This window comes from Sphingomonas sp. (assembly GCF_036731925.1).
Classification (GTDB): Bacteria; Pseudomonadota; Alphaproteobacteria; order Sphingomonadales; family Sphingomonadaceae; genus Sphingomonas.
The window spans coordinates 1,629,192-1,649,830 of the sequence record NZ_DAINDJ010000002.1 but is presented as its reverse complement, the minus strand read 5'-3'; the positions used below and the strand labels follow the sequence as shown (position 1 = coordinate 1,649,830).

18 protein-coding genes, 1 tRNA gene and 1 pseudogene are annotated in these 20,639 nt (G+C 63.7%); 14 read left to right on the top strand and 6 right to left on the bottom strand.

Annotation, left to right across the window (positions count from 1 at the left end; genetic code table 11):
- Positions 1 to 7: 7 nt before the first annotated feature.
- Entirely contained in the window at positions 8 to 712 is a 705-nt protein-coding gene (locus V7E00_RS17275) for an NAD-dependent deacylase (protein ID WP_333573834.1), read from the bottom strand.
- Positions 713 to 789: 77 nt separating this feature from the next.
- On the opposite strand from V7E00_RS17275, the gene V7E00_RS17270 reads away from it, so the two are divergent.
- The 4 genes from V7E00_RS17270 (at position 790) to V7E00_RS17255 (ending at position 2,599) form a co-directional block, all read left to right on the top strand.
- Positions 790 to 1,020: a hypothetical protein gene (locus tag V7E00_RS17270; RefSeq protein ID WP_333573833.1), complete on the top strand. Its 231-nt coding sequence runs from the start codon at positions 790 to 792 to the stop codon at positions 1,018 to 1,020.
- A gap of 41 nt (positions 1,021 to 1,061) precedes the next feature.
- Complete coding sequence (dapB, locus tag V7E00_RS17265; protein ID WP_333573832.1) at positions 1,062 to 1,790, top strand: 4-hydroxy-tetrahydrodipicolinate reductase; 729 nt, start codon at positions 1,062 to 1,064, stop codon at positions 1,788 to 1,790.
- Positions 1,787 to 2,452, top strand: a complete 666-nt coding sequence (nth, locus tag V7E00_RS17260) for an endonuclease III (protein ID WP_333573831.1) — start codon at positions 1,787 to 1,789, stop codon at positions 2,450 to 2,452. Before dapB ends, nth begins: the two co-directional genes overlap by 4 nt.
- 70 nt (positions 2,453 to 2,522) lie before the next feature.
- A tRNA-Arg gene (locus V7E00_RS17255) sits at positions 2,523 to 2,599 on the top strand.
- Positions 2,600 to 3,015: 416 nt separating this feature from the next.
- On the opposite strand, the gene V7E00_RS17250 is transcribed toward V7E00_RS17255, so the two are convergent.
- A complete protein-coding gene (locus tag V7E00_RS17250; protein ID WP_333573830.1) occupies positions 3,016 to 3,177 on the bottom strand; it encodes a hypothetical protein in 162 nt (53 codons plus the stop codon).
- A 256-nt stretch (positions 3,178 to 3,433) separates the two neighbouring features.
- Between V7E00_RS17250 and V7E00_RS17245 the strand changes: the two genes are divergently transcribed.
- Positions 3,434 to 3,883: a hypothetical protein gene (locus V7E00_RS17245; protein ID WP_333573829.1), complete on the top strand. Its 450-nt coding sequence runs from the start codon at positions 3,434 to 3,436 to the stop codon at positions 3,881 to 3,883.
- On the opposite strand, the gene V7E00_RS17240 is transcribed toward V7E00_RS17245, so the two are convergent.
- Positions 3,865 to 5,259 (bottom strand): reverse transcriptase domain-containing protein, encoded by a 1,395-nt coding sequence (locus V7E00_RS17240; protein WP_333573828.1) that lies wholly within the window; start codon positions 5,257 to 5,259, stop codon positions 3,865 to 3,867. The genes V7E00_RS17245 and V7E00_RS17240 overlap by 19 nt on opposite strands.
- A 249-nt stretch (positions 5,260 to 5,508) precedes the next feature.
- On the opposite strand from V7E00_RS17240, the gene V7E00_RS17235 reads away from it, so the two are divergent.
- The 9 genes and pseudogenes from V7E00_RS17235 (at position 5,509) to V7E00_RS17195 (ending at position 12,662) form a co-directional block, all read left to right on the top strand.
- Complete coding sequence (locus tag V7E00_RS17235; RefSeq protein WP_333573827.1) at positions 5,509 to 5,856, top strand: hypothetical protein; 348 nt, start codon at positions 5,509 to 5,511, stop codon at positions 5,854 to 5,856.
- A gap of 2 nt (positions 5,857 to 5,858) precedes the next feature.
- Complete coding sequence (locus tag V7E00_RS17230) at positions 5,859 to 6,698, top strand: tyrosine-type recombinase/integrase (protein WP_333573826.1); 840 nt, start codon at positions 5,859 to 5,861, stop codon at positions 6,696 to 6,698.
- A 556-nt stretch (positions 6,699 to 7,254) separates the two neighbouring features.
- A pseudogene (locus tag V7E00_RS17225) lies at positions 7,255 to 7,509 on the top strand (hypothetical protein); the annotation flags it as partial.
- A gap of 398 nt (positions 7,510 to 7,907) precedes the next feature.
- Positions 7,908 to 8,189: a transcriptional regulator gene (locus tag V7E00_RS17220; RefSeq protein ID WP_333573824.1), complete on the top strand. Its 282-nt coding sequence runs from the start codon at positions 7,908 to 7,910 to the stop codon at positions 8,187 to 8,189.
- Positions 8,190 to 8,271: 82 nt separating this feature from the next.
- A complete protein-coding gene (locus V7E00_RS17215; RefSeq protein WP_333573823.1) occupies positions 8,272 to 10,038 on the top strand; it encodes an HsdM family class I SAM-dependent methyltransferase in 1,767 nt (588 codons plus the stop codon).
- Positions 10,035 to 11,141, top strand: a complete 1,107-nt coding sequence (locus V7E00_RS17210; protein WP_333573822.1) for a BsuBI/PstI family type II restriction endonuclease — start codon at positions 10,035 to 10,037, stop codon at positions 11,139 to 11,141. Before V7E00_RS17215 ends, V7E00_RS17210 begins: the two co-directional genes overlap by 4 nt.
- Positions 11,108 to 11,479: a hypothetical protein gene (locus tag V7E00_RS17205; RefSeq protein ID WP_333573821.1), complete on the top strand. Its 372-nt coding sequence runs from the start codon at positions 11,108 to 11,110 to the stop codon at positions 11,477 to 11,479. The genes V7E00_RS17210 and V7E00_RS17205 overlap by 34 nt, the downstream gene beginning before the upstream one ends.
- A complete protein-coding gene (locus tag V7E00_RS17200) occupies positions 11,452 to 12,036 on the top strand; it encodes an HAD family hydrolase (RefSeq protein WP_333573897.1) in 585 nt (194 codons plus the stop codon). The genes V7E00_RS17205 and V7E00_RS17200 overlap by 28 nt, the downstream gene beginning before the upstream one ends.
- Positions 12,033 to 12,662 carry a hypothetical protein gene (locus V7E00_RS17195; RefSeq protein ID WP_333573820.1) on the top strand — a complete coding sequence of 210 codons (630 nt, stop codon included), beginning with the start codon at positions 12,033 to 12,035 and terminating at the stop codon, positions 12,660 to 12,662. Before V7E00_RS17200 ends, V7E00_RS17195 begins: the two co-directional genes overlap by 4 nt.
- An 851-nt stretch (positions 12,663 to 13,513) precedes the next feature.
- On the opposite strand, the gene V7E00_RS17190 is transcribed toward V7E00_RS17195, so the two are convergent.
- From V7E00_RS17190 to V7E00_RS17180, 3 genes are all read right to left on the bottom strand, one after another.
- The gene (locus tag V7E00_RS17190; protein WP_333573819.1) at positions 13,514 to 16,522 is read right to left on the bottom strand and encodes a TonB-dependent receptor domain-containing protein; all 3,009 of its coding nucleotides are present in this window, start codon (positions 16,520 to 16,522) and stop codon (positions 13,514 to 13,516) included.
- A gap of 318 nt (positions 16,523 to 16,840) precedes the next feature.
- Positions 16,841 to 19,162 carry a GH92 family glycosyl hydrolase gene (locus V7E00_RS17185; protein ID WP_333573818.1) on the bottom strand — a complete coding sequence of 774 codons (2,322 nt, stop codon included), beginning with the start codon at positions 19,160 to 19,162 and terminating at the stop codon, positions 16,841 to 16,843.
- A gap of 28 nt (positions 19,163 to 19,190) precedes the next feature.
- On the bottom strand, positions 19,191 to 20,627 hold the full coding sequence (locus tag V7E00_RS17180; protein ID WP_333573817.1) for a glycoside hydrolase family 125 protein: 1,437 nt from the start codon (positions 20,625 to 20,627) through the stop codon (positions 19,191 to 19,193).
- Positions 20,628 to 20,639 lie beyond the last annotated feature (12 nt).

The following is a 20,639-nucleotide window of genomic DNA, read 5'->3' as shown; positions in this document are numbered from 1 at the left end:
CCCGGAGTCAGGCGGTTGCCAGCAGCGCCTCCACCCAGGCGGGCACCAGCGTGCCGGCCGGTCCCATCCGGCTTTCCTCGAACCAGTGGCTGCCGCCCGAAGGCTCCAGGTTCATCTCCAGCGTCGCTGCGCCGTAATGACGCGCGGTCTGGACGAAACCCGCCGCGGGATAGACGGCGCCCGAGGTGCCGATCGAGACGAACAGGTCGGCCTGCGCCAGTGCCGCCTCGATCCGCTCCATCTGGTACGGCATCTCTCCGAAGAACACGATGTCCGGCCGCAGCGCCAGCATGCCGCAATTCGGGCATTCGGTGTCCGGCGGCAGCGCCTCGGTCCAGCGCTCGCGAATGCCGCAGGCCGCGCACAGTGCCGACTGCAGCTCGCCATGCATGTGGAGCAGCCGGTTGGCGCCGGCGCGCTCGTGCAGGTCGTCCACGTTCTGCGTCACGATCAGCAGCTCGCCGGGCCATGCCGCATCGAGCCGCGCCAGTGCATGGTGCGCAGCATTGGGCTCCACCGTGTCCAGCGCGGCGCGGCGCAGATCGTAGAAGCGGTGTACCAGCGCCGGGTCGTGCGCCAGCGCTTCGGGCGTACAGACATCCTCCACGCGGTGCCCTTCCCACAGACCGCCGGGGCCGCGGAAGGTGGCGATGCCGCTTTCGGCGGAAACACCGGCACCGGTGAGAATCACGAGATTGCGAAGCCTGGCCATGCCCCGACCCTAGGCGCGCCACAGCAGCGCCGCCAAGCCCGGTTTCTCTCTGCGGCGCCGCGATCGGAGGCAAGACCATGGCCGTGCTCGCCTTGGTGCTTCTCGCGATCCTCCCGCCGCAGCCGGCGCGCGGCCCTGCCGAAGACGACGACGCGGCCGGGCCCGATGCTTCCCGCCCCAGCGGCGGCGAAGCTCGCGCAGAGGCGCAGCAGCACGACGCCGGCATCGCCTCCGTACCCGCAGCCTTTTTGACGCTGCGGATTCCGCTCTGCTCCAAGAAGAAAAAGCCGGACGCCGCGCAAAAATAGTCTCTGTCGTTCGGGCGCAGGATCGTGCAACAGCGCGGGCCATGACGAGCATCGGCATCTACGGCAGCATGGGGCGGATGGGCCAGGCGATCGCCGCCGCCCTTCCCGATTTCGGCGCCCGCCTGGCAGGCGGCACGGATGTGGGGGATGACCCCGCCGACCTCGCGCGCAAGGCCGATGTGCTCGTAGACTTCTCGGCACCCGCGGCGCTGGAGGCCAACCTTGCCGCCGCCCGCGCGGCGCGCACGCCCATCGTGATCGGCACCACCGGCCTTGCCGAGCGCCACCACCGGATGATCGATGCCGCAGCGACGGAGATCGCCGTCCTCCAGACCGGCAACACTTCGCTCGGCATCGGGCTGCTCTCGCGCCTGGTGCAGGAGGCCGCGGCACGGCTTGGCCAGGACTGGGACATCGAGATCGTCGAGATGCACCACCGCAACAAGGCGGATGCCCCCTCGGGCACCGCGCAGATGCTGGGTGCCGCCGCTGCGAGCGCAATGGGCACCACGCTCGCCGAAGCGGGCGTGAGCGACCGCGCCGGCCTCACCGGCCCGCGCGCCGCGGGCACGATCGGCATGGCGAGCCTGCGCGGCGGATCGGTGATCGGCGACCACACCGTCGTCTTCGCCAGCGACGGCGAGCGGATCGAGCTCACCCACCGCGCCGACGATCGCGCGATCTTTGCGAAGGGCGCCATCCGCGCCGCGCTGTGGCTGCCCGGCCGCGACCCGGGCCGCTACACCATGGCCGAGGTGCTGGGCGTGTGAAGAAGGCGCAGGTCGTCGAGTTCTTCGCGCGGCTGGCAGCGGACAATCCGCACCCCGAGACCGAGCTCGAATCGGTCAACACCTATACGCTGCTCGTCGCGGTGGTGCTCTCCGCCCAGGCGACCGATGCCGGCGTCAACAAGGCGACGCGGGCGCTGTTCGCGGCCGTGGACACGCCCGATAAGATGGTCGCGCTCGGCGAGGCCGGGCTGAAGGACCACATCAAGACGATCGGCCTGTTCAACACCAAGGCCAAGAACGTCATCGCGCTTTCCGAAGCGCTGATCCGCGCGCATCACGGCGAGGTTCCTGCCGACCGCGACGCGCTGGAACAGCTGCCAGGCGTCGGCCGCAAGACCGCCAATGTGGTGATGAACGTCGCCTTCGGGCACGAGACCTTCGCGGTCGACACGCACCTCTTCCGCGTCTGCAACCGCACCGGCCTGGCGCCGGGCAAGACGCCGCTCGCCGTCGAGTTGAAGCTGGAGAAGGTGGTGCCGCAGCCCTTCCGGCTGCACGCGCATCACTGGCTGATCCTGCACGGCCGCTATATCTGCAAGGCGCGCACCCCCGAATGCTGGCGTTGCCCGGTCGCGGATCTCTGCGCGTTCAAGGCCAAGACCCCTGCACCCAAGGCGAAGAAGGCGACGGCGCCCGCCTGAGCTTTTGCGGGGCCAGGTGCGGAAACGGGCTGGCGTTCGGCCAAAGGCTTTGCTAGTCGCCCCTTTCCAGGCACCCGTAGCTCAGCTGGATAGAGCGCTGCCCTCCGAAGGCAGAGGCCACAGGTTCGAATCCTGTCGGGTGCGCCAGTTTTCTCACGATTTTAATGAGCCGACATTCTGCCCCGTGGCAGTTATGTGGTCGTAACGTGCGTCGTCGGAAACGGGCGACTCCATGCTGGCGCCCCAGCCGCCCCGAACTGGCCGCGTCGTACGCAAGCGAAATTGGCTGTGGTGGAGGTTAAGCCGCGTCAGCACCACGTCGTGCCAAATGCGATCACAGCCCGTCGCGGGAGACTCTCCTCGACGCTCATTGCAACGGCGATGCTTCGCCAACCCGTTCGCTAGCTCCTTTCGGCCGCCGAGACTTGCCAGCTCGACATGGTCGAAGGTTGCCGCCTCAGGGTGATGGGGCTTCTTGTCAAAGCGCCGACTGAGCATCTCGCCGCACCCAGCGCAGTAGCCCCGCTGGGCCCAGCGCAACAGAAACAAGCGCTCGGATGCCCTCATCGCTCCGCCAGCTCTTCGATGAATATGGTGTCCGATACGCTTGGCACCGGGCGGCCATTCGCGTCGGCTAGCTGACACGCGAGCACGCCATCAGCCTCCACTGCCATGACCACCAAAATATCACCTGGAAAGAAGACCGGCGGCACTCCCGCCTTCATCTCTGAATACCTTCCAAACCTGACCAACTGCCCGACTGAACAGACCAACACATAATCTCCTATGGATCGTATGGTTATGATAGATACCTTGGTCTGGCGCCGTCAAGTTACTTAGTTTGAACATTAGGCGACCTACTCATGTAGGCATTTTGCTCGCTTGCTGGCCTTTCGTCACCTACTTATCTTTCAGACGACTGTTATAGCTGTTGCCGCCGTCTTCGGTTCGCGTTATCCAGCTGGAACACATACTAGAGGAATGAACGTGGAGCACAGACCAAACGATCAACTTGGGACACTGATCGAGCAGATTTTGGGGAGCGCGAGCTCGAAAGACTTGAAGGACATGCGCGATCGAGCTGCATACGTGTTCTTGACGGGCACACACCCGTCACACTTGCGGCGCACGTGGACGCAAATCCTCAGCCGCATTAGCCGGTTTTCCAAAACGGCAACGGCGATTGACGGACGACCTGCCGAGCTTCAACTGGATCAGCGCATCGTCACGAAGCTGGACCTGGAGAACCATCCCATGGTGACCAGGGTCCGCGAATACGTTGCCAAAGGCTACAGGATCACGATCTCGCTCGGCCCCAACGAACGTAAGCCTTACACTAGGATTTACCTCTCTCGAGGAACCGGCGACGCGACAGACCTAGTGACTGTTCAGACCGACGGGTCGGTTCTCGATCACTGGAGGCGAAGATGAGCGCCAAACGTTGACCGGAGTGACGAAACCTCAGTGCCTGGAACGCGCACACCCCGGAGCTCGAATGCGTCCAAAGCCTCCTCGGCGGTTGCAACGCGTTGCAACGCGGACCTCTTCCACGCGTCGACGCCGTTCCAGCGGGCCCATTCCCCCGCCACCCCCTCGATCCTCTTCCGGACCTTAGTGAGCCAGGCGCGATCTGCGGTCATCAGGTCACCGAGGATCGCATCTGCACGATGCTCGGCAAACTCGGGCGGAACGAAGACCTCCGCGGCACCATCCACTAGGCGGAACCAGTAGCCCAGGAACTTGAACGGCTGCGAGATCGGCCTGGGAGGCGCCGCCCGCAGGAAAAAGGGGCCAGCGGCAGAAGACGCGAACGCCTTCTGCAAGAGGTCCACGATGGCGTCCGCCTGCTCCCGATCCACAAATATTCCGAGGTTGTCGGAGTAGGTGTGGAGGTTGTGGCCATACGCATGCAGCAGCGGCCCGCCGGGGAGGTCAGCCAAACCCCGAAGAACCTCTGCCACCACATACTCGCCCACGAGTGCAGACAGCGCCGACCCCTGCGGAATACCCCGCTGGCCCAACTGCTCAATCGCCCCGCCCGGAAGGCGGGCTCTGACGTTCTTCCCGGTAGGAACAATCGTCATGCCTCCCGTGTGGATCTGGGCTCGGGTGATGCCCTTTGCCAACGGAAGGTTCTCCTCCAGCCACGCATGACTGATGCTTGGATAGAAATCCTGCACATCGAGCTGCATGAACACGTGATCCCGTCCCATCAAGGGCAGCTCACGCAGGAGGGCTCCGAGGACTGCTGATCGCCCACGCCCATCCGCCGAATGCCGAAGCAGATGCTGAGAGGGGTGGAAGTCCACGAAAGGGGATAGGCTCGAACGGATCAGGCGCTGGCGCGCTTGGTCGATCCAGTCGAACGTCAAGATCATACGGTAGCGAGGATCGCCACCGAAACCGGAGAACTTGGGCTTGGCGAATAGCTTGGCGCGAGCTGGCTGAACGAGCCTACCCGCTTCGCCCAACGCGATCCGCATCACCCGCCAGCGCTCGAAGCGCTGATCGCTTCGATCTTCTGCCGACATGCCCCGCCGTTCTTTGAGGGCATGCGGGAGTGAGGACCATAGAGCGGTGAAGCGGCCAGCAAGACACCGACGCAGATCGTCCGCCTCGCGACGGGCGGCCCGATACGCTCCTTTCAGCAGCTTCTCCTCGACACGTGCGATGCGTGACTGGGTACACCGACGAGCAGCCTCGACGATCGCACGCTCCTGGATAACGCCAACGTACCCCACGGGCAGCACACCCCGCGTGACATCGACGAGCAGGCCAATCCCGCCTGCGCCAATCAGTTCAGCCATTGCCATTTGCCGCCAATACCGCACCCATCAAGCACCGACAAGCCTCAACCCACAGTATATTACCGCCAACGCCAACTTTCTTCACGCCCTGCAAGTCACCATACCACGGCCTTGGTACATGTTCCAGATTAGAGCCTGTAATTTGCAACGGGTTGCAACCGGTATTAGTTGCCGTCAACATCATCCCGCCGTAAGGCAGAGCACCCATCGGAGTTTTTATCTAAAATGCTTCTTACAGCTCGACAGGTTATGGAGCGCTATGGCCTGCCATCACTGAGCACGGTAGCGACAATGCGCCGCCGTGGCCTGCCGTTCATCCGCATCAGCAAACAGCACCTCTTCGACCCCGCCGACGTCGAAAAGTTCATCGCCAGCCAGAAAGAGACACAATGCCGAGACGAAGCCGCGGGCCGTACCTCAAGTACCTACCGGAGCGGCGGTGCTACTACATCTTCTGGAGCGAAGCTGGCGTCACAAAGCGGAAAAGCGCGCGCACTGGAGATCGCGGAGAGGCTGAAAAGGCTCTCGCCGACCACATCGCGGACCGCAGACGCACGGGCAAAGACGGAAGCGGGCCGCTCGACCCATCTGAATTAACCGTGGACGACGTTTTGAGTTTGTATGGTGAAATGCACGCTCCCACCACGGCCGCCCCAAAGCGGATCGCCTATGCGGTCCATGCGCTCCTAACGTTCTGGTCCGGCCGCACTCTGGATCAGGTCTCGAAACAGACCTGCAAGGCGTATGCGCGATCGCGTGAACGGGCAGCTGGGACAGTCCGCCGCGAACTTACAGCACTCCGTGCAGCGATCAACTTCGCGCATGAGGAAGGCCGCCTCACTCGACCAGTCCCGGTCTGGCTGCCCGAAGCACCGCCAGGGAAAGATCGTTGGCTGACCCGCGCAGAGGCCGCAACGTTGCTGAACGCGGCCAGGAGCGCCGGGCGAGGCGCGAGGCTGTACCTGCCGCTGTTCATCCTTATAGCCCTTTACACGGGCGCGCGAAAGGAGGCGATCCTGTCGCTTCGATGGAGACAGATCGATTTGGAGCGTAGGCTGATCGACTTTGCTGGAGAGGCTCGACAGACGAACAAGCGCCGGGCGCGCATTCCGATCCCGGATCGGCTGATGACGTTCCTGCGGCTGGCGCGGCTGCGCTCGTCCGAAGCGGGTTACGTGATCCACCGCGACGGCAGGCGCTTGGGTGACATCAAGCGCGCGTTTGCCAGCGCATGCAGGGGAGCCAATCTGGCGGAAGTTTCACCTCACACCCTTCGGCACACCTGCGGGACGTGGCTCGCGCATCGCGGTGTACCGTTGTTCGAGATAGGCGGCTGGCTAGGACATTCGCATGAGCGCACAGTGGAGCTTTACGCGCATCACTCGCCGGATCATCTTTTGCGCGCGAAGAGGGCAGCCGATCGACGCCGCTCAGAGTGATTAAGGCGATACAAGGTAGGTCGATCCGAATTCCGGGTTTTTGCAACCGGTTGCAACCCGGCGAGACCGAGCTTAGGCTTCTTCGGCTCGGTCTGCCCGCTGCTCGTTCTCGACATCCATCTCGCGCCACTGACGGTCACACCCATCAAAGCTGGAGCATTCCCAGCCACCACCATCCAGCATAATCATGTCGGATCCGCAGTCGCCGCAGCGACGGCTCTCAGCACCTCGGTCCACATTTGCCTCCATACTTACAGGAGCCCATTGCTTTGCAATCGCGCGGCTTGTCTACCCCTGCCGTGCTTTCGGTGTTGAGCGTTCGGGCTTAGGACCAGTTGCCTGCCCGCTATAGCTCGCGTCCAAAGCCCGAACCAGCGCGTGGAACGGTGCAGGTATGGTTTAGCCGGAAGCACTTGGCGGTCGTTGCGCCGGGCGGTGCCGCTGAAGAAGCGCTGCCCACGGATTTGTTGCGTCAAGACCTTGACGGCTCCACACGCCCGGAACCATGCAAGAACGACATGGTGCATGTTGAAATTGCGGCGGGGGCGGCAACGGTATGAGTGAAGTCTTTTTTCAGTCGCCGATCCTGAATTCGCCATACGAAAGACCGAGCAAGCACTGGGAACTGGACGACAGCGGTCAGCCGACCAGCGTCATCGTACCCCGCCGACGGCAAAGCGCGCTGATCTCGCCCATTCCCAAGGCGAAAAAGGTGCGTAGCAAGGCGATCCAAGGGGATCTGCTCAGCGATGAAAGCGGCCAGGAATATAGTCCCACCGAGGTGATCAACGGCATCCGCTCGGCGGTGGATCCTACTTCGGACATTTCAGTCGTTTCGAGGCGAAAGACTTAAAGTCAGCTTCTCGCCGATCATCGCGATGCATTGTCGTTCTTTCTCTCGTTCGCGCTGTCGGAAATATCCCTCAAGTGTTTCGACCGAAACGATATAGATCGCCGCGATCTGGCACGAAGAGCGAGTCCGGTCGAGCTTCGCGCCAAAGCAGGAGTGTCGTTGTCCCGATTTACCCTAGCGCGCGAGGTAACGTATGTGTTACCGTCGCATTCTGACGTTCGCAGACAGGCGAACCTGCTTTGCTCATCGTGTCGGTTCGGCTGCTAGCAGGGCAAGCATATGGAGCAACGGCAATGCTGACGTGCAGTCTTGCGGATACCGTCAGGGGGCGTGCGGAGCGAGACCCTGGCTTCGCCATGGCGCTGTTTCATCAGGCCGCAGAAAATTTGTTGAATGGCGAAGCCCAAACCGCGCGATTGGTCCTGCGCGAACTCGTCAACGCGTCGGTCGGCTTCGAGGCGCTTGCTGCCGACATCCGGAAGCCCAGCAAAAGCCTGCACCGTATGCTGTCGATGAACGGCAATCCGAGCATGGACAACCTCGCCGCGATTTTCGGGGCGATCCGCCGACGGCTCGCAACCGCCGGTGAGCTGCAAGTCCGCCAGGGGGACCGGTCGGGCGGAACGTCATGCAGCTGACGGTATCGACATCAGCGGACTAGATCATTTCAATGAGAACATATATGGAACATTTGGTCGTAATGGGGGCAGCGGACAGGAAATGAGCGTATCGATCAACACGGCGCAAACGCCTGAGACAGACCAAATCTCACACCAGGACGCCCGGTCGCGGTGCGCCGCTATTCGCCATGTGGCGCGCGCCTGGTCCGAAACGCTGGATGAGGAAGGTCACGATGAGGCCGTGATGGCATTCGTGCTCGAGGCCATGAAGGTTTTTGAAGAGGCTCGAGGCGCGGAAACGGCCGACCATGGAGATCTCCCGCAACCCGAGGCGCAACTGGCTTGTTCGGCGGGCCTTGCTGCCGCGCCACTGCCGCTGCTTGAAGCGCTTCATTGGCTGACGAGCCTATATAGTGGCCTGCTGCCCGGTGAGACCCGAAGCCGCCTTGGGGCCTTCTACACGCCGCCGGCGCTCGCCGCGCGCCTGCTCGATCAGGCCGAGGAAGCCGGGCTGAACTGGGCGACAGCCCGTGTCCTCGATCCGGCGGCTGGCGGTGCGGCGTTTCTGGTGGATGCAGCGCTGCGCATGCGCGCCGCCCTCCCTGACTGCGCCCCCGAATTCGCTCTTGCCCAGATCGCCACGCGGTTGAAAGGTATCGAACTCGATCCCCAGGCTGCACGGATCGGGCAGCGTGCCTTGGAGATCGTGCTCGCCGATCTGGCCAAGGCAGCGCGTCGTCCCGTACCGGCGATTGTTGTACACGGCGATAGCCTCACCGCGAAACCTCGCGCCGACTTTGACCTGGTTGTCGGTAATCCACCTTATGGCCGGGTGACGCTGTCGCCTGAACAACGCAAGCGTTTTGCGCGCAGCCTGTACGGCCATGCCAATCTCTATGGAATATTCACTGACATCGCCCTGCGGTGGACCAAGGCGGGCGGTCTCATTGCTTTCCTGACACCGACCAGCGTCCTGTCCGGCCAGTATTTCAGTGCGCTGCGCGCCCTCATCGCGCGTCAGGCGCCGCCAGCGGCGATCGACTTCGTCCATGCCCGCCGCGGCGTGTTCGAGGATGTGCAGCAGGAGACGATGCTCGCCGTCTACCGCAAGGGCAGCAGATCGCGCCGCGCACAGATCCATTACATCCATGTCGACAGCGCCACCGAGACGCGCATCGTCCGCAATGGCATGGTGACCTTGCCCCAGATCTCGGAGGGACCATGGCTGGCGCCCCGGCATGCCGAACATAGCGCGTTGATCGCCCGGGCGGAGGCACTCACCGACCGGCTGGCCGATCTTGGTTATCGCGTCTCCACAGGACCGCTCGTCTGGAACCGATATAAGTCACAGTTGAAGAACAGGCCGTCCAAGGCAGCGCGTCCGCTGATCTGGTCTGAAGCGGTCGGCACCGATGGCATTTTTCGGTTCCGCGCGGAAAAGAAGAACCACAGCCCGTATTTCGCGCTCAAGCCGGGCGATGACTGGATGCTGGTGACACAGGCAGCCGTACTGGTTCAGCGAACAACCGCGAAGGAACAGCGGCGACGGATCATCGCAGCCGAGCTTCCGGCGGCGTTCGTCGCAGAGCATGGCGGCGTGGTGGTGGAGAACCACCTCAACATGATCGTGCCGGTGGGTAAGCCCAAAGTTCCACCAGCCGTTCTCGCAGCGCTGCTCAACAGCGACATTGTCGACCAATTGTTTCGCTGTATCAGCGGAAGCGTCGCCGTGTCCGCTTTCGAACTTGAAGCGCTTCCGCTGCCCGCGCCGACGGCGCTCGCGCCGCTTGCGAAACTGGTCGACGCGCGTGTTGATCGTGAGGCGCTCGATCGGGCGTGCGCCGCTTTGTACGGGATGACCGCATGAGCAGGCGGCTCCCGCCCTACGTGCCCGTTGCGACGGTGGCGGCCCGGCTACCGTTGATTTTTCCGGAAGGCACGCCGAACCGCGGCTACTGCATTCGCGAATTGGCCGCGCGCACGATCTTCACCGCCCTCTACATCGGCGCGTTGGAAGGATCGGGCCAATATTTCGGCCCGGTCCATGTCTATCGGATGACCCAGGAGCGCTCGGAGGTCGCGCTTGATGAGGTTCGGCTCGACTATGCCACCGCAGTGCTCAGCCGCAAGGGCGGGATTGTCTCTGGACGTCGCTGGTATGCCGACAATACGCGTGAGCCGATCCGCGACGAAACGTTGCGCGACGGCTTGGTCGCGATCGGTGCGGTTACCCGGCGCGACGACCTGCCGACCACCTCTGGCTTGCCACGCTATGCCCTGGTCGCTGATTTCGCGAAGCTGTTCGATCCGGCGCTCGAAGGGCCGGCCCTCGACGAAGCGATCACGGCGTTTCAGGCCACCTATCTCAGCAAGAGTGCGCTGGCGCGCGTGTCGATTCTGCTCGCCGGGGCGGCGGCAGGTGCGAACGGTCCGCTGGTTACGTTCCCCAGTGGTGAAACGCGCCAGCTCGCCCCTGGCCCGAGTTCGATCATTGCGAAAGCGGTCGTCGAGGTGTTCGCCAAGGAATTTCTGACTCAGGCAGCGGTGCTGTGGCTGAGCGAAAGCGGCAACAAGGTCGTGTTGCGCGATGACCGCATAGCCGCCGCGATCGGTCTCAAGATCGAGGCCGACAAAAATCTGCCTGACCTGATCCTCGCCGATCTGGGCGATGGTCATGCCAGGCTGCTGTTCGTGGAAGTCGTGGCAACAGACGGCGCCGTCACCGAACGCCGGCGTCGCGCTTTGCTCGAACTGACGCATGCCGCCGGCTTTGCGGATGAGCAGGTGGCATTCCTTACCGCTTATGATGATCGCGAAGGTTCGGGCTTCAAGAAGACGGTCGCGCAACTCGCCTGGGGCACTTGCGCGTGGTTCATGTCGGAGCCCGACCAGCTGGTCGCAATGATCGACGAACGCAGTGAGGCCGGTCGCCCACAATGGCTTTTGACATCGCCGTCCGGAAAGCGGTGATCATGGTTCAAAGCAAACCCGTTCGATCCGTTCTGATCTGCGATGTCGACAACACGCTGTTCGACTGGGTGCATGTCTGGCACGCGGCCTTCTCATCCATGCTCGACGAATTGCTGCGGCTCAGCGGGCTGGATGAAGCCACGTTACTTCCCGAGATCCGCGCCGTTCATCAACGCGCCGGCACGTCGGAATATGCGTTTCTCATAGGGGAAATCGAGGCGCTGCGCCCGGCTGCCGGCGACACGGCGGTTCTGGATTTCTATGCGCCGGCGATCGAGGCCTATCGCGCGGCACGCCAACAAGCCCTCGCATTCTATCCCGCGTCGAGCAAACACTGAGAGACCTGCGGCGGCGTGGGACGCTCATTGTCTGCTACACAGAATCGCTGGCCTATTATTCCCAATATCGGTTTCGAAAGCTCGGCCTCGATCATCTGGTCGATTATCTCTATTCGCCGCGCGATCATGATTTGCCTGAAGGAATGTCACGGGAGGACATCCGCTTCCATGAGGCGTCGCATTACAAGCTCAAACGCACCGAGCATCGCTTCACGCCACCTGGAGAGTTGAAGCCAAATCCGGATATCCTGTCGTCGATCCTGCGCGACCTAGGAGTACGGCCGGATCAGGCGATTTATATCGGGGATAGCGCACACAAGGATATCTGGATGGCGCAACGGGCCGGCGTGCTTGACGCCCAGGCTCTCTACGGTGCCGCGCAACATCGTGACACTTATGCGTTGCTCCGTGCGGTGTCGCATTGGTCAGATGATGATGTTGAGCGCGAACGAATGCTGATCGGCAATGATGAGGTGGTTCCGACATACCGGCTGGACGGTTTTGCCGACCTTCTGGACATCGTCGATTTTACCACCTTCAAAGAGGTTCGGGTATGAGCGACAGCGACGATATTCAGATCGAAATCTGGAAAACCATCATCGACGTCCAAAAGCATTTCAACGAACTCGAGATGCGCGTCCGCAATGTCGCGGTCACAGTCCTTGCGGCTTTCCTGGCGGCTGCGGGCTTTACAATGAAGGAGAATATGCATGTTGCGCTCGATGGCACGCGGATTTCGTTGACCTCGCTGGTCCTGGCTGGCGGTGCATTGTGCTGGCTCGCATTCTACGGAATGGATCGCTTCTGGTATCACCGCCTGCTCATCGGCGCCGTGCGGCAAGGTATGATCGCTGAAGACGCGCTTGCCGACCGCTATCCGGCGATCCGCCTGACCAAGGCGATCGGGGATGCCAGCCCGATCGAAATTGGCAGCTTTCGCGTTCATTCGAGCCGGAAGATCGATATCTTCTACCTTCTGATTGCCGGCTTGTTGGGGCTAGCCGCCGTGGTTTCGCTCTTGCAGTCTTCCCGTCCGGTCGCGTCCGGCGATATTACCGGTCAGCGTCGGGCGGCATCCTTGCCGACACACGATGCGCGTAAATCCTCTGTCGCGGCACCGACGCGGACTGAAAAAGCTGACACCCCGGCCGAAACGCTTCCTCAGGTGGCTAATCGGCACTGAGATAGCTCTTCCCACTGATCTCTGCCCGATCGAAGAATGCCTGGTTTCGGCCCAGACCTTCTCTCTCTTTCAGGAACGCGAGAGGCTACGCTGGCGAAGGTCGGGTTCTGGGAGGACCGGACGTTCGAGCTGCCCAGCGGGAACGACCGCTTCGTCCCAAGAAGCGGCATTCGCGCACGGCGGCAACCGAATATCTCAGGCCTTCCCCGTGCGGTGGCTGGAACGCCTTGTAATGCTGAAGTCGGCCCTTCGCCCGTTGGACGGCTGCCACTCGGCGACGCACCATCTGTGGCCGATTGCGGCCTCGAGACCCGCCATGGGAAGCATACTCTGTACCATCTGATGTGCGACAAGATGCAGCAGCTGAACCAGGCGGCGATCATCGACAGCCGCCTGCAATTAGCGCTGATATTTACAAGCCGGAGCAGCGTCGACGGGCGACAAATGCCCGAACCGATATGTCGCGCAGCCCTTCTGCCTGTCAGAACCGAGCGAAGCGTTCGGTCACAGCAATGGCAACGGACCGCGGCAGGTGTGGTCGTTTTGTGGTCGTTTACCAGACGCAGCACTCGCAATTTGACAGGTTCAGACGTTGCTTCCTCAGGCATTTAGGAGAAAACACGTGTTCGGCCGTGCCCTCCGAAGGCAGAGGCCACAGGTTCGAATCGTGTCGGGTGCGCCATTCCCCTCCCCATCGATGGCATGCACGAACGGCTGGCGTTTCAGCCGGAAACGCTGGCATGCGCGCGCTTGCGCCGACACCGACAACCAAGTTCAGCCCTTCGTCACCAAGAAAAATCCCCCGGAGGCGTGGCCTCCGGGGGACAGGTGCATAGCGTCGTGCCGTGCTGTTACAGGCGCAGCGAGATGCCCGCGACCAGCTGGCGGCCGAGCAGGTCGTAGCCCATGATCGTGTTGCCGCGCAGCAGGCCTATGCGGCTGCGGCTGTCCGGCACGATCGGCGGGTCGCGATCGAACAGGTTGTTCGCGGCGAGGCGGAAGGTCATGCGCTTGTTGATGTCGAAGGTCAGCGCCAGGTCGAACCAGTCATAGGCCTTGATGCCCGGATAGGCATCGCGCTTGTCGGCTTCGGGCAGCGCCGGGATGCCGGTGCTGGCGGGGGCGTAGACCGTCATCGGCATGCCGCTGCGATGGCGCCAGTTGAGCGACACGCTCGCGACGCGGCTAGGCGCCATCCAGGTGGTGCGGAACTGGTGTGACCAGGTCGGCATGCTCTCGCCGCAGCCGCTGCCGAAATAGCCGGTGCAGTCCCGCGGTGTGATGTCCGGCGCGCCCTGGCTGCCGACGAGGGTCATCAGCGTGCCGTTGAAGCTCATATCGAGCGAACCGACGCTGCCCAGGCCGACATTGTACTGGCCCTGAAAGTCCCAACCATGCGACTTGGACTTGTAGCCGTTGGTCGAGCCGCGCGAGACCCAGCCGGTCGCCGGGCTGGTTGCCGGCGAGCTCGACAGCGTGCCGTCGGCGTTGCGCTTGATGCCGCGACAATAATAGTCGTTGCCGGTGGTGAGGCAGCCATTGAGCCAGTCGAGCGGGTTGAAGAATTCGAGCTGATCCTGAAGGTCGATCAGCCAGCGATCGACCGACACCGTCAGGCCCTTGACGAAGCGCGGGGTGAGCACGACGCCGAAGGTCTTGGTGTAGGCGGTTTCCGGCCGCAGCGCGAAGCCGCCCTCGCGAACGGTGCAGGCATCGTTCGGGCAGATCAGCGTGGCGCTGTTGTAGAGGTTGGTCGGCAGGCCGGTGCGGGCGCACTGCTGTGGCGTCCAGGACGGTGCGACACGCGGACCGCTCGGGTTGGTCCCGTTGATCTGGGGGGCGCAGGGATCCGCGTAGAAGCCCTGGCTCCAGAAGATGTTCGCGGCATTCGCCGCCGCACCGACACCCGGTGCCGCCTGCGACTTGTTGTACGAGGCGCGGAAGGTGATGTCCTCGACGGGCGACCAGATGCCCTCGATCTTGTATGTGCCGAACTTGTCGTCCAGGCGGTTGTACTTGGACAGGCGGTAGCCGGCGTTCAGCTGGAGCAGGTGCGTCCAGGACTGACGCTCGACGAGCGGGGCCGAAAGCTCCACATTGCCTTCCAGGATGGTCTGGGTCGCGCGACTGTTGCTGCCGCCATTGTTCTCGATGAACACCGCATTGTAGTCGGTGCGGTCCATCTCGTCGCGATATTCGGCGCCAACCGCGATCGCGATACCCTGCTCGGCGAAGGGCGAGGTGATGCCGTACTTGCCGAGATCGCCGCTCATCGTGCCGACGAACTGCAGCAGGCGCGGAACGCGCTTGGCGATGCCGCCGGTCGCGCCGCCGAACAGATAGTTGTTCAGGGCGGAATCATTGTTGAACGGGCGGAAGGCGTTGAATGGCACGCACGACGGATCGGTGCCGTTGACCACCGAGCGGCAAGTCGGGCGACCGTTCACGTTCACCACGTCAAGCGACCGGTTGATGTTGTCGAAGCGCGCGAACGGCACGTCGATCGTGTCGAGCTGGGCGCGCGACAGCATGCCGGCCACGTCATAGGACCACACGTCGTTCAGCACCCGACCGCGGACACCCGCCGTGACGCGGTAGCCCGCGTTGACGAACTCCTGGCGCACGAGCGGCTGCGAATCGAACCGATAGCGCACGTCGAGCGGGGCATACTGATTCGCCACACCGGCGTTCGGGCCACACAGCGTCTGCGCCTGCGAGGCCGAAAGGAACGGGTTGTCGCAGTTCACCTGGAACGGCGTGCTGCCATAGGCTGAGAAGGCGAAGTTGCGGTTGAGCTGCGTATTGTACGACTTGTCACGATACCACAGCACGTTGCTGTAGAGCTCGACATGGTCGTCGAGCTGCGCAGTCAGGAAGCCGCCCGCGTTGATGCGATGGAACGGCCGCTGGAAAGCCCAGTCGTCATACGGGTTGGCCGAGGTCCCGGCGGGGCCGCTGTTGATCGGGATCAAGGTGCCGTCGCCGTTCGGATTGTTGACGAGCACGACGCCTCGGCTCGGACCCGACTGCGGGATGATGGTACCCGCGGGCGTGTAGCTGGCGCGCGAACAGCCGAGCGGCGAGGTGCGGCTGCTGGTAACGACTTCGCACACCGCGCTCGAACGGTCGCGCAGGCGCACGAGGCTCGACTGCCGATAATCGGCGAAGGCGGAGATGTTGACGCGGCCGTCGAACAGGTTGGTGCCGGCGGCGATGCTCACATCGGCGCGACCGCCGTCGTTCTTCATGCCCAGCGGGGAATTGAAGCCGGCGCGGGCGGCTGCTTCGGTTACCGCGCTGGCGCGGTTGTTGTGGTTGAAGAAGCTGTAGTTGCCGTCGATGCGAATGCCGGAGAAGTTCTTCTTCAGCACGAAGTTGACCACACCCGCGACCGCGTCAGAGCCATAGACCGAGGAGGCGCCGCCGGTGAGCACGTCGATGCGGTCGACCAGCGCGTTCGGGATGATGCCAACGTCCACCGAGTTCGGCAGGCCGATACGCAGGCCGTCGATCAGCATCAACGTACGCTCATAGCCCAGGCTGCGCAGCTTGATGCGCTGGCGGCCTTCGGAGTCGCTGAAATTCTGCTCGGAATTGACCTGCACCTGCGGCAGGCGGTTGGTCACTTCCTCAATCGTGGTGGCGCCCTGCGCAGCGATCTCGGCCGCAGTGGTGGTGACGATCGGCGCAGCCGAACGGTTGTTCAGTCGGACGATGCGCGTGCCGGTGACGATGATCGGGCCGGAATTGTCCTGCCCCGCTTCATCCGCCAGCTTGGCGGAGGCAACCGGATCGCCGATAGATGCGGCCGACGTATCGCTGGTCTGTGCGGCGGCAGGCACCGCCATCAACGCGGCCACGCAACAGCTGGTGGCCCAAACTCCCCTTAGCATCATGAATAAGTCCCCTCTTTTCTGACCAGGATCCGGGACTGGTTCGTCGGGCACCGCAGCACTCCGGGGGGAAGCACATCTGGCGCAGAGCGCCAGGTCGGGCACGACAAACCTTTCCGGACTTGGTTACCAGAAGGTGTCATGATGGTTTCATACGAGCAACATCCATGTTGCCGAAAAGCGTAATTTGTTTGCGATAATTCGCGAGGCGTTGCTGAAAGGTTACAATTGGTCTTGTCGCAAACGTTGGCACGGAGAGCCGGCTTCGGCTCTCCGTGCCGACGTTCAGGCGGGGAGATGCCCGAAGGAAGGCGGTCGATCCGCCTTCGCCGTCCCAAAACCGGACGGCTTTGCGCCCATGGTGAAGACCAGCTCGCCGCCCCGTGCCAGATCGGCATGACCGATCCAGTTGCGCGTCCATGGTGCACCGTTCCAGGTTACCGATTGGACATAGGGCCGGTCCGCTGCATTGCCGACCGCGCGGACGCGCAGGGTGCGTCCGCCGCCCAGCTGCATCTCGGCCCGGTCGAACAGCGGCGAGCCGAACACATAGACGCCGCTCACCGGATCCACGGGATAAAAACCCAACGCGCTGAGGATGAACCAGGCGCTGGTCTGACCGCAATCGTCGTTGCCGATCACGCCGTCCGGATCGGCCTTGTACATTTCGTTGCACAGGCGGCGGACCATCGCCTGCGTCTTCCACGGCGCGCCGGCATAGGCATAGAGATAGGCGACATGCTGGTTGGGCTCGTTGCCATGCGCATATTGGCCGACCAGGCCGGAGATGTCCGGCGGCGCGTTCCTGGGCAGCGTCGAGGGTGCAGTGAACAGCGCATCGAGCTTGGCCTCGAACTTCGCGTCACCGCCGAACAGCTCGATCAGGCCGTAGACGTCGTGCTGGTTAAGGAAGGTGGCCTGCCAGCCGTTCGCCTCGGTATAGTCGCGCTGCTTTTCCGGATTATGCCCGAGCTGGATCGGATCATAGTCCTTCCACCAGCTGCCGTCGGCAAAGCGGGGCCGCGCAAAGCCGATCTCGGTGCTGATCACGTTGCGATAGTTCTGCGCACGCTTGCGCAGCGCCGCCGCTTCCTCGTGCGCGCCGGCCGCTTCGGCGAGCACCGCCATCGCCCAGTCGTCATAGGCATATTCCTGGGTGCGGCTGACCGATTCCCAGATCTTGTCGGCAGGCACATAGCCGAGATCGTAATAGAAGCCGCGGCCGAGGGTGCTGTCGACGTCCGGGAAGGTCCGGTCGAAGGCGCGCGCGCGGATCTTGGGCCAAGCGGCGGCATAATCGGCCGCGATGCCCTTGTTGCGCGCTTCCGCCAGCACCGACACGGCATGCCAGCCGATCATGCACGCGGTCTCGACGCCCTGGAGCGGCCAGACCGGCGGCCCATAGGGGCTCTGCTGCGTCTGGCGGACGAGATCCTGGGTGAAGCGCGCGGCCATGTCCGGGCGGATCAGCGTGAGCAGCGGGTGCAGCGCGCGGTACGTGTCCCACAGCGAATAGGTGCTGTAGGCGGGTGCGTCGCTGGACGTCTGGTGCACCTGCCGGTCGAGCCCGACATAGCGCCCGTCGAGATCGGTGAAGAGCGTCGGCGAGAGCGAGGCGTGATAGAGCGCGCTTGCCATGATCGTGCGGTGTTCGGGCGTGCCGCCCTCGACGCGAATGCTGTCGAGCTCGCGCGCCCAGGTCCGCGCCGCCGCGGCGCGGGTCGCGTCGAACGCCCAGCCCGGTGCCTCGGCCGCGAGCGCCGCCTTGGCGCCGGCGACGTCGACGGCCGAGATGCCGGTCTTGATCTCGATCGGCGCCGCGCCTGCATCGTCGAAGAAGAAGGCGACCTTGAGCCGCTTGCCGGTGATGCCGGTGGCGCCGGCCGGTGCGGGCGCATCATCGTCGCCGAAGAACTGCACCCGGCTGGGCTTGCGCGACAGCTGCATCGCGAAGTGGATGTGCCGCCCCTTGGCCCAGCGATTGACCTTGCGGCTGCCGGTGAGCAACCCGTCGGGCGAGAGCGCGATCGACGCGTCCTCGACCAGCATGCCCTTGTCCCAGCTGTCGATGATCGCGTGCGCGAAATCGATCAGGATATGCCCCTCGCCCTTGGGGAAGGTGTAGCGGTGCTGGCCGGTACGCTCGGTGACGGTCAGCTCGGCGAGCACGCCCGATTCCAGCCGGACGCGGTAATAGCCGGGCTCGGCATGCTCGTCCGAATAACGCTGTCGATAGCTGCCCTCGGGCTTTTCCAGCGTGCCGGGCGTGAGCTTGAGCGGCCCGCGGCTCGGCACCACCAGCACGTCGAGCATGTCGCCGATGCCGGTGCCGGACAGATGCGTATGGGAGAATCCCATGATGGTCGCATCGTCCTTGTGGTAGCCCGAGCAGGCGTCCCAGCGGCTGTTGTCGGTATCCGGCCCGAGCTGGACCATGCCGAAGGGCAGCGCCGGTCCCGGGAAGGTATGGCCGTGCCCGCCGGTGCCGATGAACAGATCGGGCCGCGCCGCCTCGAAGGCGGCGGACCAGGCGGTGCGCGGCAGCGCGGCGGCGATAGCGGCGGTGCCGCTGCCCAGCAGGAGTTGGCGGCGTGTGGCGATGGTCATCGTCATCGGCTCCATGGAAGCAAGGGAATCAGTAGGTGCGGGCGAGCAGCGCGGGGCGCCGCCGCTCGAGATCGAGGATCAGGTCGCCGAACAGCCCGTTGGTCCAGGCGAACCAGGCGCGGGTGAACTTGGCGGGATCGTCCTTGTTGAAGCTCTCATGCATGAAGCCGGTGCCGCCATGCGTGGTCTTCAGCCAGGTGAGGCACTGGGCGATCACGGTATCGTCGTCGCTGTTCAGCGCATGGGTGATGATCGACATCGGCCAGATCATGTCGAGCCCGATATGCGGCCCGCCGATGCCCTTCGCCGCCTTGCCCTCGAAATAATAGGGATTGCGGTCGCTCCAGGCGAGATCGGCGGTGCGGCGGAACAGCGGATCGTCGCGGCGCGCGGCGTCGATCATCGCCAGGCCGGAAAGGCTGGGGACATTGGCGTCGTCCATGAAGATCCAGTTGCCGAAGCCGTCGATCTCATAGGCCCAGACCTTGCCGCCCTTGCCGTCCGGCACCAGCGCATGGTCGTGCAGCGCCTTCTCGACTTCGCCCGCGAGCGCCTCCGCATCCTTCGCGGCCGCTTCGTCGCCGCGCGTCTCGCGGTGCAGTTGCGCGACCTTGCGCAGCGCCGAGACCGCGAAGAGGTTCGACGGGATCAGGAACGGATAGACGCAGGCATCGTCCGAAGGGCGGAACATCGAGTGGATCAGGCCGATCTTGCGCGTCGGCGCGCCATAGCCGCCCATCGGCACGCTGTCGGTCGGCGCGACCGCCTGGCGCTGGAAGTGGTACGGCCCCGGCCCTTCCTTGCGCTGCTGCACGCGGAAAGTGGCGACTGCCAGCTTGGCGCCTTGCGACCAGAGATCGTCGAACGGCGTCTTGTCGCGGGTGTGGGTCCAATAAGCATGCGCGATCCGCATCGTGTAGCAGAGCGAATCGATTTCCCATTTTCGCTCGGCGACGCCCGGCTTCATGTCGGTGACGTCGACCTGCGACCATTCGAGGCTCGACTTGGCCTTGGGGTCCTTCTCGAACGCATTGGCATAGGGATCGACCAGGATGCAGCGCGCCTGGCGCTGGATCAGCCCGACGAACAGCCGGCGCAGCGCGGGATCTTGGCCCGCGAGATGGACATAGGTCTGCGCCTGGGCCGAGCTGTCGCGCAGCCACATCGCGTTGATGTCGCCGGTGATGATGAAGGTGTCGGGCCGGCCGTCGAGCGTGCCGATCTCCACCGTGGTGTCGAGCGTGTTCGGGTAACAATTCTCGAACAGCCAGGCGAGTTCGGGATCGGCGATGCGCGCCTTCACCCGCGCGATCTCCGCCTCCACCGCCTTGCTCACGAAACGGCGCTTGGCCAGCGGCGGGCGCTTGCTCGTGAAGCCGGCGGCGGCGCGTGCCGCACCCGGCAGTGCGGCGGCGGCACCCAGCGCCGCAGCGCCTGCCATCAGCGAACGTCGATCGAACTGCATCGTCTTACCCCC